The organism is Mycoplasmopsis bovigenitalium, from assembly GCF_002356075.1.
Taxonomy (GTDB): domain Bacteria; phylum Bacillota_I; class Bacilli_A; order Mycoplasmatales; family Metamycoplasmataceae; genus Mycoplasmopsis; species Mycoplasmopsis bovigenitalium_A.
The window spans coordinates 838,534-853,553 of record NZ_AP017902.1; the positions used below are offsets into that span (position 1 = coordinate 838,534).

General features: G+C 27.8%; 12 protein-coding genes. 5 read left to right on the top strand and 7 right to left on the bottom strand.

The genetic code is table 4. From position 1 onward, the window contains the following. Positions 1-35 precede the first annotated feature (35 nt). The 7 genes from MBVG596_RS03670 to MBVG596_RS03700 all read right to left on the bottom strand — a co-directional run bounded on the left by MBVG596_RS03670 (position 36) and on the right by MBVG596_RS03700 (position 8,852). The gene (locus MBVG596_RS03670) at positions 36-845 is read right to left on the bottom strand and encodes an MAG0920 family protein (RefSeq protein ID WP_148664021.1); all 810 of its coding nucleotides are present in this window, start codon (positions 843-845) and stop codon (positions 36-38) included. A 15-nt stretch (positions 846-860) separates the two neighbouring features. Further along, a complete protein-coding gene (locus tag MBVG596_RS03675) occupies positions 861-2,207 on the bottom strand; it encodes a hypothetical protein (protein ID WP_096387339.1) in 1,347 nt (448 codons plus the stop codon). Positions 2,208-2,460: 253 nt separating this feature from the next. After that, on the bottom strand, positions 2,461-3,051 hold the full coding sequence (locus tag MBVG596_RS03680) for a hypothetical protein (protein WP_096387342.1): 591 nt from the start codon (positions 3,049-3,051) through the stop codon (positions 2,461-2,463). 24 nt (positions 3,052-3,075) lie between these two features. Then, positions 3,076-4,287: an Mbov_0400 family ICE element protein gene (locus MBVG596_RS03685; protein ID WP_096387345.1), complete on the bottom strand. Its 1,212-nt coding sequence runs from the start codon at positions 4,285-4,287 to the stop codon at positions 3,076-3,078. 142 nt (positions 4,288-4,429) lie between these two features. Then, entirely contained in the window at positions 4,430-5,617 is a 1,188-nt protein-coding gene (locus MBVG596_RS03690) for an Mbov_0400 family ICE element protein (protein WP_096387348.1), read from the bottom strand. Positions 5,618-5,691: 74 nt separating this feature from the next. Beyond that, complete coding sequence (locus tag MBVG596_RS03795; RefSeq protein WP_148664022.1) at positions 5,692-6,813, bottom strand: restriction endonuclease subunit S; 1,122 nt, start codon at positions 6,811-6,813, stop codon at positions 5,692-5,694. Continuing rightward, positions 6,810-8,852: an HsdM family class I SAM-dependent methyltransferase gene (locus MBVG596_RS03700; protein WP_096387351.1), complete on the bottom strand. Its 2,043-nt coding sequence runs from the start codon at positions 8,850-8,852 to the stop codon at positions 6,810-6,812. Before MBVG596_RS03700 ends, MBVG596_RS03795 begins: the two co-directional genes overlap by 4 nt. Positions 8,853-9,543: 691 nt before the next feature. On the opposite strand from MBVG596_RS03700, the gene MBVG596_RS03710 reads away from it, so the two are divergent. From MBVG596_RS03710 to MBVG596_RS03730, 5 genes are all read left to right on the top strand, one after another. After that, the gene (locus tag MBVG596_RS03710; protein ID WP_096387354.1) at positions 9,544-10,137 is read left to right on the top strand and encodes a type IV toxin-antitoxin system AbiEi family antitoxin domain-containing protein; all 594 of its coding nucleotides are present in this window, start codon (positions 9,544-9,546) and stop codon (positions 10,135-10,137) included. Beyond that, positions 10,130-10,972: a nucleotidyl transferase AbiEii/AbiGii toxin family protein gene (locus tag MBVG596_RS03715; protein ID WP_096387357.1), complete on the top strand. Its 843-nt coding sequence runs from the start codon at positions 10,130-10,132 to the stop codon at positions 10,970-10,972. The genes MBVG596_RS03710 and MBVG596_RS03715 overlap by 8 nt, the downstream gene beginning before the upstream one ends. Positions 10,973-11,412: 440 nt before the next feature. Continuing rightward, a complete protein-coding gene (locus MBVG596_RS03720; RefSeq protein ID WP_096387360.1) occupies positions 11,413-12,441 on the top strand; it encodes a hypothetical protein in 1,029 nt (342 codons plus the stop codon). 326 nt (positions 12,442-12,767) lie between these two features. Continuing rightward, complete coding sequence (locus MBVG596_RS03725; protein WP_096387363.1) at positions 12,768-13,400, top strand: hypothetical protein; 633 nt, start codon at positions 12,768-12,770, stop codon at positions 13,398-13,400. Positions 13,401-13,805: 405 nt separating this feature from the next. Continuing rightward, complete coding sequence (locus MBVG596_RS03730; protein WP_096385807.1) at positions 13,806-14,987, top strand: IS3 family transposase; 1,182 nt, start codon at positions 13,806-13,808, stop codon at positions 14,985-14,987. Positions 14,988-15,020 lie beyond the last annotated feature (33 nt).

Here is a 15,020-nt window from a genome sequence, read left to right on the forward strand (position 1 = left end):
GTTTAATATTTTTCGCCTAAACTTTTACTAAAAAATTATTTTTGGTTTTTAAAAAAATGTTCATAAATATACTCTCTATTTTTTCATAACCATGAAAAGTTTTCTTTTTCAAATCTAACACCATTTACAGAAATATTTTGATAATTGCATACAACACAAAAATAAAATTCATTACAAAATTCTTCGTAACTCTGGCATGACTTTAAGATTTCAACAATAGTTTTAAAATTAGAATTCTCTATGGTTCGTTCTAATTTAAGATTAAATTTTACAAAAACTTCAAGCATTTCCTTATTTTCTACATCTGGTGTGTTTTCTATCAATAACTCATCAGGTAATTTATCGTTTTTATCTTTTCATTCTATTAGGATTTTTTTAATACTAAAAAATGTATATATTTTAAAAATAGTCTTTAAGTTATTTGTTATAGTGAAAATAGGTAAAAAGCAAAAATAAAGACATGTTTCAACAAAATCATATACATTAAAACTCGATTGTTGCAACTCTTTTCAATTAACTATAAAAATTGAAATGCTGACAATTTGTAAAATAAAAGAAGCTAAACCTAGAATACTACATATGATAATTTCTTTTTTTCAAAATTTTAATTTAGAGTCAAATATATTGAAACAAATTTTATTTACTTTTCTTTGTTTATTTTTATTAATGTTATTCATCAATGATGAATAATTATCCTTTAATATTTTTTTATAGGTGATACTATTAACTTTTTTGAACCATAAACATGTCAATGAACATAACCAGTCAGCTAATATGAAAAGCAATCAAAAGATTATGGCTATAATTAATTTGCCAAAGGCTGTGAGCAAACCATCTTGAAACAATGTTATACCTCTCTCCTAGCCCAAATTATCAAATTTAACTTTGTTAGGAAATGTTTTGATATATCATCCATATTTTTTGCTATATACCTTTAGCATTTTTCATGAGCTCAACTCAAAATTTGTATACTTTAGCATTTCCTCTAATGATTTTATTTCACCAGTTTCAGTATTTTTAAAATGCAAATTCTTACCGCCAACGCCCCCTTCTCAATAAGGCTTATCCATAGGTGTTTCATTAACTACTATTCATTTAATATTTTTCATATTGCCAATTTGGATTGATATTTGCTCTGTTACTAACTTCAACTTATCCATTCTTTCTTGAAATTTATTATATTCATTTATGCTAACCGACAGATCATAAATATTTATCATTACACCAAAACTAGATAACCTCGAGCTAATAGTGCTAAGCTTAATAGCGCGTTCAGTAATTTTATAGTTAATTAATGATAATGCTTTAAATTTGGCATACTCAATACTTACAGAAAATGAAACTGCTTTTTTTATTACTCATGATGTGGGCTTTGTCTTTCACTCTTTAAAATTATTAATTAATTTTAAAACTAATGCCTGTTTTTTCTCAAAACTATTTATGATAATATCTAACATCGTAGAAATGGCTCCAAAAGTGGCAGCTGCTGCTGTTGCTCCTGTTGCAAATGGTAATGTTGCACCAAGGGTTGAAGGAGCTAATGCATAAAGACCAGCGGCAAGAGCACCTGCAGCAAAAGCTCCAGCTTTGAAGGCCATTGAGGCTATTCTTAGGTTTTTGATTTTCTTTGCTAGTGGATTAACTTTTTCTTCTATATTTTTTAACAATTCTTCAAACCTAGAAATTTCTTGAAAGATGTTTTTGCCATTTTCTGTGCCATCATCATTTACAGCAAATTTATTTTTTGCATCGGTAACAATTCTTTTATAGTAGCTATCAAATTGTTTATTTAATTCTTTTTTCTCATTTTTAGACTTTCTTTTTTCTTCTAACAGCTTATTTCTTATTTGCTTAAATAAATTTTTCTTAAAGTCCTCTTTATTTAGATCAATATTTTTTATGGCATCTTCGCTTAATAAATTTGCTTTTTTATATTTATTTATTAAAGCGTCGCATAATTGATCTTTTTCGCTTTCAGTTATGCTGTTCATTATTTGTTTAGTGGATGCTTTTTCCTTATTCATTTTATTTGTAAGTGAGTCAAAAAGTTCACTATTTTCATTAATCATATTATTGAAAAGTTTTGTTAATTGCTCATTATTAACATCATTTTCACTATCAATACCATTTTGAGCTTGCACAACCGAAACGGGTGTTAAACTGGTAAATGTGTTTATTTGTTTTGAAATTGAAAATACATTTTTCATATTACTCCGTTATTTAAAAATCTTATTTTTAAAGGTTTATTAATATAGTATATTCTTAAATTAAATTTTTCTGGAATGAGTAAAATTCGGGTGTGTTGCTTGTCAAGCAATTTAATATCGTAAATATTATACGCTAATTTAAACCAGGACAAAAAAGTTAACACTGAGGTATTGGCTTTTTTGTCCTAGTTTATTGCACTTGCTTTTTTAGTGTCTTTTTTAGCGTTTTTACCTATAAAATTTTGATGTAATATTACCTCTCTAATTCGCATTTTTGGGCGATATTTTGAACCTTGAAATCGAGTATAAAAATCGTCAACTTCGATATGAATTTTCTTGTAATTTTTCGCTTAAATACCGACGTATTTTCGTTATATTTTTTGTCATTTTTTTCAATAATTTGCTGCGATATTTTAAAGCGTTTTTTCTTCTCATATAGCAACTGTTTAGATGGTTTTAAATTAACTAATTCATTAGGTAATTTTTGATTATTTAAATCACTTATAATGCAGAATTTTATTAAATCAAAATCATATTTTGAACATTTTAAACGCTTAATAATATCGTCGTGATAATGCGTTATTCGATGCTTTTTGCCCCTTGCATCTATGTATTCATACATCGTATAATTTAGTTTAAAAATACCTCCAGGCGTTATTCAACACTTGGATTTTCTTTTAGAAATCTTTCATTCTGGGTGTAATATAAAACGATTTTTTGTTCTAAATTCTTGTTCTATCACATTTAATTCTTGTGCTTTTTTAGCATAAAAATTACTTAAATATAAGTCATTGTTAAATATATTAATATGAAAATCAATAGCATAAAAATTATGAAAAAACATAGTACAACTATGCTTTAATATACATTACATACGCATTGTTCTGCGTTTTTTGATTTGGTGTTCTGGCTCTTGCTCAAGTTCTTGTGAATTTTGATTTAAAAGGTTTCTTTTTTCTAATTCTTCATCAATGATTGAAGTGTTTTCAACACAATATCTTTCTTTAATAAATCAAGTAGATATCTCTTCCATTGGTCAACCAGAATTGCCGAATATTTCTTTACTAAAATCTTTAAACTCATTGCTAAAAACACTTTTATCAATTCATTCACCTAAAGATTCTTTTTCATAAGCGTTTTTGAATTCTAAAAGTTCATTATCTTCTACATTAAAGAAAAAATAGTCTTGTTGAATTTTGGTTAATTTGTCTGAATTGATGCGAAATTCATCATAAAAATTTAAACTTGTTCTTCTTTTACCTCAAGGAAGAGTAAGACTACTCCATATAGTTCCATCTGATACTCTATAATCTCTAAATTCTTCTGTGTTAAGGATATCTTTTTTAACTAAATCGATAATTTCAACGACATTATAACCTTTATCTAATAGTTCATTGTCATATAGATAATGATAAATGGGGGTGTAAATCCTATCAACCTTTAATTCTTCTTTTGCTATATCTATTCCAGCATCAACTGGATTTAGTTCTGCCATTGTGCGGTTTGTTCTATGATAACTAACAACAAAAGCATTGGCTTTTCTAATTGTTTCAGTTTCTTTATTATCAAATAGATTTTTTCATCATCCTTTTTCTTGCTCAAAACTTGCTTGGCTTGCATACAGTAATTCGGGTTCAATAATAGGTTCTTGTTTATCGTTATATCCTGTAATACTTAAATTCATTAATGAGATGTGGTCATTTTTAAAGTTCTTCTCAATCTCAGTGATAATTTGCATTGCATAATTAAAAGGGAGTTGATCTACTCTCGGAAAATTATCTTCTCCATAAGCAACTTCAAAATCTTTTGAGCGCATTCTAAAAATTTGTGAACAATCAAGTAAACTATCTTTAAAAAATAAAGAATCAGAATTTGTTGCACTTGCAGGAATAAAAATTTCTGTAGAAAATCTGTCTTTTCCCATTTTCTCTTTATTAGCACTTCGCGCTTTAACAAAATAATACATATCCTCATTACCGTTATATCAAATAACAACAGGATGTCCATTAATTGGTTGCCCAAAAACATTAAAAAGTATATTATGTTTAGGTAAATATGGGGTGAATTTATCAAATTGCATAAAAATTTGCCTCCAAAATTTCTTATATTTAAATTATATTATTTTGCCATAAATGAAAAAGCGCTTGCTAAACCAGGACAAAAAAGTTAACACTGAGGTGTTGGCTTTTTTGTCATGGTTTACAACTATGTTTTAATATACATTACATACGCATTTTTCTGTGTTTTTGGACTTGTTGCTTAAGTTCATGTGAATTTTGATTTAAAAGGTTTCTGTTTTCTAATTCCTCATCGATGATTGAATTATTTTCAATGCGGAATCTTTTTTGGATGTATCAACTAGCCATTTTTTCTATTGGCAAATAGTAATCTTCAAATTCTTGTTTGATATAATCTTCAAATTCATTGATAAAACAACTATTGTCAATTCATTCACCTAATGATTCATTTTCATAAGCCTTTTTGAATTCTAAAAGTTCATTATCTTTTACATTATTGAAAAAATGGTCTTGTTGAATCTTAGTTAATTTGTCTGAATTGATGCGATATTCATCAACACTATTTAAACTTGTTCTTCTTTTGCCTCAACGAAGTGTAAGACTACCTCAAACATCAGCATCAGATACTTTATAGTCTTTAAATTCTTCTGTGTTAAAGATATCTCTTTTGACTAAATCGATAATTTCAACGACATTATAACCTTTATCCAATAGTTCATTATCATATATATAATGATAAATAGGATAGTTAATTCTATATCTTAACTCTTCATTTACTATATAAATACCATCTTTAATAGAATTTAATTCGGCTGCTTGGTGCGTTTTCTTAAAATAATCATCTACAAACTTATTAACTTTTCCTATGGTTTCATTATTAGTTAAATTATGATATCATCCTTTTTCTTGCTCAAAACTACCTCCACTCGCATATAGCAATTCTGGTTCAATAATAGGTTCTTGTTTATCGTCATACCCTGTAATACTTACATTCATTAATGAGATGTGGTCATTTTTAAGGTTTTTTTCAATTTCATTGATAATTTGTGTAGCGTAATTAAAAGGGAGTTCATCCACACTTAAAGTCTTATTATTTCCATAAGCAACTTCAAAATCTTTCCCACGCATTCTAAAAATTTGTGAACAGTCAAGTAGACTATCTTTAAAAAATAAAGAATCAGAATTTGTTGCACTTGCAGGAATAAGAATTTCTGTTGGTAATTTATCTCTTATTATTCCTTTTTTAGAAGCACTTCGTGCTTTGGCAAAATAATACATATCCTCGTTATCGTTATATCAAATAACAACAGGGTGTCTATCTATTGGTTGCCCAAAAACATTAAAAAGTATATTATGTTTAGGTAAATATGGGGTGAATTTATCAAATTGCATAAAAAATTTGCCTCCAAAATGTCTTATATTTAAATTATATTATTTCGGCATAAATGAAAAAGCGCTTGCGCGCCTTATTTACTTTTACATACATTTTTAGTTGCACTAATTTTATTATTTGCATAAATAACTACATCTTTTATAACTGATTTTTGAACAGCAGTTATAAATAATTCAATATATTCAAAGTCTATTTTTCCGTCTTTTGTAGGGAGTTGGATTTTCCTGTTCTGAATTTTGTCTCACGAACACATATTTCCATACCCGAATTCGAATATCAAATATTTAAAAGAGTTCACTATATATAAACCTTGTTCTTTATTCATATTAAACTTAGGAATCAAAGAAAAAACTCTTGCGTGAGTCACCATTTTATATTTGAAATCTCTATAAAAAGAGTTCCCGAACATATCAATAGTGATAGTGCCACCATTAATAACTTTTGCACTTATGTTTGTTTTTCCTAATATACCATTATTTGTCACACCAGCAGTGATAACATATTCGCCTACATCATTGATATGGCTTTTTTGTATATCAAAATCTCCATTTTCACTATCAAACAAATCACCAATTCTATACTCAACTCATTTAATGTTATTAAAATTATCAATGCTTTTTTTCTCGTCACTGGTTAATTCATAATTATTTAGACCAGTTGCCTTTAAATATGCTTCCAGCTGGGCAATATGTTGAGCTTCCAGCTCGGCAATAAAAGATTCCATAAATTCAAAGTCTATTTTTCCATCTTTTGTAGGGAGTTGGATACTGTGGTTTTTTATATCATCTAATTTATAACCAGCTTGTTGATAATCATATAACGAAACAAACTTTTGAATGTTAGAAACAAAAAAATATGCGATTTTTTCATTCCATTTTCTTATTAAATCGTTTGGCGTTAATTTATTTATGTTTTGTGAACAATAATAAGATTCTTTTTGAAATTTTACATATTTATAATTTCCTATTACTGTAGCTGTAATTGTAAAAGGTTCATTAGGCTCAAACATTCTTTTTTCTATTTTCCCTTGTATTCCATTATTTTCAAATGTTCTACCAACAAAATTTACTCCATCGTCAATAAATTTAATTGCATTGCTATCTAACGATTTAGTTCCTGTTACCTTAAACAAATCTCCAATTCTATACTCACCCCACTGAACATTTTGGAGTTTTGCGTTCAGTGAGGTATCTATTTTTTTATCTTATCATCAACCTTATTTTGATTTTTGAGTATGTTGGATACTTCGAATGCTAAATATTCTGCAACTGTTTTTTTAAAATCCTCAAGAGTTACCTTATTGTCTTTTGGTGCTGTTTGATTTCAATCGGCGCCATTTTCAGGATCAACATGGCCTTCATAATACTCTTGTTCAGTAAATATTTTTAATTTATGTTTTCCAAAGCGCACTAAATCAACAAGTTCTTGATATCTTTCTTTTGCTCTATCCTTATCTTTTAGATTTGAACTAGATTTTTTTCTATTTGTTCGTGAATATCCATCATTTGTAAAATCAATAAATTTGACAATATCATCCTTTGAATGAGATTCACCAACTTTAAATACATATATGTTTGTTTGCACACTTGATTTGCCAATAAATAAATCTGTCGGCATTTTTATGCTTGCAAGTAATGTATTCCTTTTTAATATTTCTTGGTTAATTATCTTTGCCTTACCACTACCTGCTGAATTTTGAATAATAATTGAAGCATACCCTTTGTTCATCATTGATAATGCTTTTTTAACAAAAATCATACCATTACCATCTGCTGAATATGGTGGGTTAAGAATAAATGCGGTTGCAGGGAAAACTTCATTTGTTTTACCAAAACCATATTTTCCATCAAAATCTTTTAAAGAGTCTTTATTTAGTATGTTTGAACTACCATCTCCCATTAAAATCATATTTAAAATAGCAAGCATATAAATATTTGGTAATAATTCTAGACCTAGTAATTGCTCGGCTTTGATATCGAGTATTTTTTGTTGTAAATCCTTAGGGGATGTGATTTTTGATTTTGCGTCAATAATCATTTCATTCATTGCAGCAACTAATAATCCAGCACTTCCTGTTGCAAAATCTCAAACATAACTATCTTTATCCACTCTTGCTAGTTTTGCTAATAAAGTTGCTACATATGACGGAGTTAAAACAACATCATTTAATTTATCCTGAGTAAATCCAAGTCAAGAATACATTTCATTAAATAATTTTCCAGTAAAATCTGTTGTTAAGCCTATTTTGTAATATATGCCTAAATCATCAACAATTTTTGAATATATCCTTTTTAGTTGACTTTCACCATTTTCAACTTTATTAATATTGTCAGATAGTAAAGTGTTTTTAAGCGTTCGTATAATTAAATGTTGTTTTGAATCTGGCAGATTTTTTTCCCTTAAAAATGATTCAATTTTTCTAATAATAACATCACCATCAGTATTACCTAATTCAGGTGAAGATTTTAATTCTGATTTTTCTAGTGGCTGTAATTTATCTGGAATGCCTAATGATGCCATAATCGATGCAGCTACTAAATATACTCTGTCATTTTCGCTTAGTCCATTTTCGTTTTGATAAATATCATTATTAAGTTTAGTTAAACTTGCCTCAATTTCTTTTTCTTTTTTCTCTCTTAGTTTTTGTAATTCTTTCTCTGTTAAAGATAATTCATTGATTTTTTCTATAAATTCATCAAATTTATCCTTTTGTAAAAAAGATAAATCGCTATATTTGCCAACTTCTTGCCCAACACCAAAATTGTCTTTTGAAACGTAATATACACCAATCAAACGTTCTATTTCTCCATCTATGTTTTTATGCCCAGTAATTCCTATCGCAATTACCCCGTCATAATTTGTATGATGTAAAATTGCATTCGCATAATGAACAGCGCCATTTACTGCATATTTATTTATATTTTGATAATTGGGATGATTTTTGCTTGTTATGTTGTCAACTCTGTTGTTGTCATCCAATTTAACTAATGTGTCTTTATATCCCTTATATTCAATAAGAATAGGATAATATTTAAGATTTTTACCCTTTAAAAGTAATTTAACATCTGGACGGTTCCCCCCCCCTCCGCCATTTTTGGATTTATACTCATCCAATGCTTTATCGATTTGGTAGTTTAAACTCTCTTGCTCTAATTTAAAATCTAAACCATAATCCCTTAACTCTTCATTTGTTTTTTGTGCTATGTTAGGCTCGATTGATTTTATTTTTGCCATATTTCCCTCCACCTAAGATTAATACTCTTACAAAGTAATACAAATAATTTTTAATTACTAATTAATAATATTCTACACAAAAAAAATTCCGAAATTAACGGTATATTTTTACAGATAACTATTTAAAATTGAATGAGTAAAACCGGGCATGCTGGTTAATAAGTAATTTAACATTGTAAAGAATAACGTTATTTTCGGGTATTTTTTTGGTGGCGCCCATTTTTTTCTTTGCGAGCTCACGTGCACCTTTAAAGGCAAGAAAAGACTAGCACCAAAAAATAAACAAGGACAAAAAAAGCCAACACCTCAGTGTTAACTTTTTTTGTCCTGGTTTAAAAGCCTGTTAAAAAGATGAACAAAGTAATTTAGGAACATATATTCTCTTAGCTCTTGTATTAGCGGCTAATTTAGGAGCAGGATATTACTTTAAAATCTACAAGATAAAGCAGGATGATGATTATGATGAAGATGAAGAAGAATATGCCGAATTTGAAGATGAGTATGAAAAAGAAGATGATGCAGAATATTTAGAAGAAAAAGAATAGAAAAATATAGATGATATGGCAATCGACTCTTATGATAAAGAAGACGAGGAATAAAAAATAGATATAAATTATCAATACACCATGTTGCGTTTACACTCAAAAAATGATATAATGCAAGTGCAAACGCAACAAAGAGGGTGGATGGGATGAATTATAAAAATAAAATTGAAAAATATCTGAAGCAATCAGGTGGAATTATTACAACAGCATACTGTAAGGAAAATAATATACCTACGATATATCTCAGTCGACTATTGAAAGATGGGAGATTGTCAAAAGTAAGAAAAGGAATTTATATAACGAAAGATGGGGATTACGATGAGTATTATTTCTTTCAGCATCAGTATAAAAAAGCGATATTTTCCTATGAGACCGCTCTTTATCTGCTTGGACAAACGGATAAAATTCCTTGGAATATCGACATAACCGTTTATAACGGCTATAAATTTAATGAAAAACCGAATGGTTTCAATGTTCATTATGTAAAAAAATCAATTTATGATTTAGGCATAATCCAAAAAAACACAATGTTTGGAAATAAAGTTAAGGTATATTCATATGAAAGGATACTCTGTGATTTTATTGCTCACAAAGAAGAAATGGATATAGAGGTTTATGTAAAACTCATTCGTTCGTATTTCTCATATAAAGAAAGAGATATTCATTCCCTTTATGATATTGCAACGAAAATGGGAATTGAAAATAAAGTGAGAGAAGTTATGGAGACGGTTTATGAATAAAGCAAAATTAACAGCTCTTTGCCATAAAGTGAGCAAAGAAGTCGGTATTTCGTTTAATTCTGTTATGTTGTATTATTTTTTAGAAAGTATTTTAAAAAAAATAGCAGGAAGCAAATATAATGAACGATTTATTTTTAAGGGTGGTTTTTTGTTATCAAGCGTAGTTGGAATTGATTCAAGAAGTACTGTAGATATAGATTTTCTTTTGAGTAACATGCAGCTATCGGAAGAAAATATTGTTCGAATGTTGAATGAAACTTTGAACCCGGAAGAAACTGACGATATCTTTTATGAATTGCAAAGTATTGTACCAATCAAAGAAGAAGATCAATATGGAGGCCTTCGTGCAAATATTTTATGTAAAATGGAAAATATAAGACAGATTGTACCACTTGACATTGCAACAGGAGATGTTATTACACCTCATCCGATAGATTATAAGTATGTAAGTTCTTTTGGAGAAGAAGAAATAATAATCAAAGCTTATCCGATAGAAACCATGCTTGCAGAAAAAATACAGACCATTTATGCAAGAGGATTCTTAAATAGTAGAAGTAAGGATTATTATGATCTTTATATTATTTATAAATTAAAGAATAAAGATGTAAATGCAGAGATATTAAAAGATGCTTGTAGAAAAACATTTAGGTATAGAAAAACAGAATTCGATATAAACAAAATTGTAGACTTACTTGAAAAATTGAAAACGAATGAAGCTTTTTTAAAAAGATGGCAAGCCTATTCAAGAAAAAATTTATATTCTAAAGATATAACCTTTGAAGAAGTGTTAAACAATGGAATAAAAATGGTGGAAAAAATAAAGAATGAAAATTAGCATATAACGGTTTTGCAATGAAAAGAAGGCGTCAAACATTTTTTGTAAGTTAGTTCCCGAATAGGAAAATGGATTAAAAAATAGAAAACGAAATATATAAAACTTTAAAAGACAATTGGAGAAATCCAAACTCTAATTGTCCCTAAATAGTAAGTTCAAGCGCAAAATTTTGCGCTTGATTTTTTATTTAACATATTTAAACTTATTTCATAATTTCAATTGTAATTACAAATAAAGCATTTTACTATAAGAGTTTATGTCTATTAATTCACAAATTCAACCAAACAAGTATTGATAATATGGAAAAATTATATTTTTTTCCATGAAATTAAACAAATTAGCTTGTTTTTCAACCTTGATTTCTTTTTTTTTTTTTTTTGTAAACTCATATTATCTGCACGCGAAATTGCAGATATTTATGAAATATTAAGGAGTTTAATATGGCAAAAACAAAAATAATATTAGCAAGTACACTATCAGTTTTAGCGGTTGCTGGAGTTACAACAGCAGCAGTTGTTGTTACTACCAAAAATAAGGATAAACAAAAAAATAACCCCGAATTAGGTAAAGAGCAAGATCCCGCTAAAAAAATAAAAGATGGTAAAAAAGATGGTTCTCAAACACAAACACCTGAAACAGAACCAAATAAAGACAACACACAAACACAAACACCTGAAACGGGAAAAAATAATAACAATAATCAAACCAATCCACAAAAAATAGTTCAAAATAAAAATGATTTCAAAGAAATAAATGATGCAATCAAAAATGAATATGACAAAGAAAATCAAATAATTAATGAATACGATGATAATGTTGCAAAATATTGAGAAGAACAAATTAAAAAGAATAAACAACCTAATAGTGTAGATAGCCCAAATAACCAACCCCAAAGTGATGGTCCAAGTGCTAATGGTGGTACTGGCGATGGCAAAGACAATAGCAACTCAATAACTAAACCAACTGAAGGAGCGGAAACTAATAAACAACAAGCAGACCAAGCAAATAATGGACAAACTAATGGTGGAACTGGCACACCAGATAAAAAACTTAATGATAAGGTAGAGACACAAATAAAATTAGAAGTGAAAAAAGTAGAAGTTGAATGAACAGATTCAAAAAAACAAAAGGCATACATAAATTACTACTTTGAGACAACTAAAGATAATTTTGAAATTTTAAAAAAATCTAAAGCAATAGAGATGCTATATGACATACAAGGTTATCAAGATTTATCATATAGAGCAGCAAAATTCGGTGTTAGCCCTCATGATACATACTTTACAAAAGTATCAGAAAATGGAAAAACTGTTTCATTTATGTTATCTGGTGAATATTACTTCCAAAAAGACACATTACCAGATAGACCAGAAAACAAAGTTTCATTAAAAGGATTGTTTATTAATGGGGATAAAGCTAATAATTTATTAAGTAAACAATCTGAAGCTGTAACTTTTAATTTCAAATAAATTAAAAATAAAATTTTCTTACATTTTTTCTTAAATATAAATACACAATTATTAATGTAATTAATAACAGGGAGTATTAATCATACTCTCTTGTTTTTATTAAAATCTTAATAACTTAAAATAAAGCGCTTCAAAAACTAATGAATTATTAAATATATGAGTGTGTATCTTATTTAAATTATGAAAAAAATCTTATTTTTTCCGCAAAATAGAGCAAATTTACCGATTTTTTGATCTTGATTTTCTTTTTTTTTTTTTTTTTGTTAAACTCATTGTATCTGCGCGCAAGATTAGCAGATATTTAAAAAAATATTAAGGAGATTAATATGTCAAAAACTAAAATAATATTAGCAAGTACACTATCAGTTTTAGCAGTTGCTGGAGTTACTACCGCAGCAGTTGTTGTTACTATGAAAAATAAAAAACAAAATCCAAAACCTGAGATACAAAATACAACAGAGTCTAAAAAAGAAACTAAACCATTAACTAAAATCCAAGATATTGCAAAACCTATTAAAAAAACTCAGCCTTTAACTAAAATCCAAGAAATAGCTAAACCAACTAAAATACTACTTGATGCACCTAATGGGGTGTTAGATAAAGGCACCGGATATATTGATTATAGATTTACTACTTCAAAAGAAAATTTTGACTATCTAAAAGCTAATGAAAAAAATGTAGAATTATTGTTTGAATACACAAATACAAGTTATGCCGATGAAAAATACTCAGCCGGAGTATATACACATGATCCTAAAAATCCTACAATATTCACAAGAGTTACACATTCACAAGATGGTAAAGTTTCATTTACAATATTTGGAGAATTTAGATTTGTAAAAGGTCAAGTTCCTCAAGAGAATTTTCCAGTAACATTAAAAGGTTTATTTATTAAAGGGAATGACAATAATCTGTTAAAAAATAAATCAAATACCGTAATTACAAATCCTAAGCAATAATAAGAATAAAAATATCGCTAGTTATTAAATAGGATAAAAAACTTTAATCTTAAGTGCCTAATTATTAAATAGTCAGTTCAAGCGCAAAATTTGTGCTTGATTTTTTTATTTAACATATTTAAGCATATTGCATCATTTCAACTATGATTACAAAATAAGGCATTTTACAATAAGGATTATGTATATTAATTCACAAATTGAACCAAACAAGTATTGATAATATGGAAAATTTAAATATTTTTCCATAAAATTAAACAAATTAGCTTGTTTTTCAGCCCTGATTAAACCAGGACAAAAAAAGTTAACACTGAGGTGTTGGCTTTTTTGTCCGAGTTTAAGGGGGAGGCTAACACCAAAAGTGTTAGCTTTTTTAAATTTTCAAATGCAACAAAAAGGAGAATACAAATGTCAAGACACTTTATCAAAGAAGAGTTTGATATGATTTATAAAATCTACAATGAATTTGGGTTAAAACAAACAATAAATTATATAAATGATATTTCGCCAGACACAAATTTTATAACGAGAAAACATCTACTTGAAAGAATCAGAAAAATTATAAGATACTATAATAATGGTATGCAAGATCAATTATTAGATAAAAAGGGTGCGAACAGAAAGCCAGGTAGTGGTAGACCTAAAAAACCAATCGAACCCGATTGAAACGAATTCACAAAAGAAGAATTAATAGAAATAGCTAAGAGATATTACGAGATCAATAAAAATAAATCAAAATCAGGAAAACTTAGTGAAGCTAAAAAACTAAATATTCCCTACAGTAAATCTGCAAAAATTTTTAATGTATGCAGACAAGCAGTAGCAAAATTTAAAACTAGAGTTATAAAAGTAAAGGAACACAAAAACGATGCAATAATTAGAAAATCCTTTCTTGATAACAAAGGTAGATATGGTCGCTTAAGGTTGAGTGCTTATATTTCTATGAAATATAATATTTACATTAACCCTCGAAGTCTTGGAAGAGATTTAAAAAGATTGAATTTAATATGCAAAATTAGAAAACAAAGAAGAAAGAGCGAAATTAAGAACACTAAATTCGCTTTGCCAGATATTGTTAAACGCGATTACAATGACAAATTAAACAGAAATATTTTCGCTACCGATGTTTCATATGTAAAAGCGCCAAGAGATGTTAAGGATAACCATGTATTTTTGTCTGTAATAATTGAGCATAAAACTAAAAAAATCAGAGATTTTAAATTATCTGTAAACAATGATATTGATTTAGTTATGGATAATATAAATACATTTATGTCTATCGATAAAGATTTTATTATTCATTCAGACCATGGATTTCAATACACTTCAAAAATCTATATTGACAAAATAAATAAAATGGGAGGAACTGTTTCATTATCCCGTGTAGGAAATTCTTTGGATAATAGGGAGGTTGAATACTGATTTTCTATTATAAAAAGCGAATGTTTAAATGAATTAGATTACAGTAAAATAACTTTAGAAGATCTGAAAAAAATAATTGCTGATTATATATTTTGATACAACAACTATAGAATTCAATCAATTTTAAATTGAAAAACACCACAGCAATATGCTATGATGTTAAAATAATATTAAACTGTTAACTTTTTTTGTCCTAGTTTA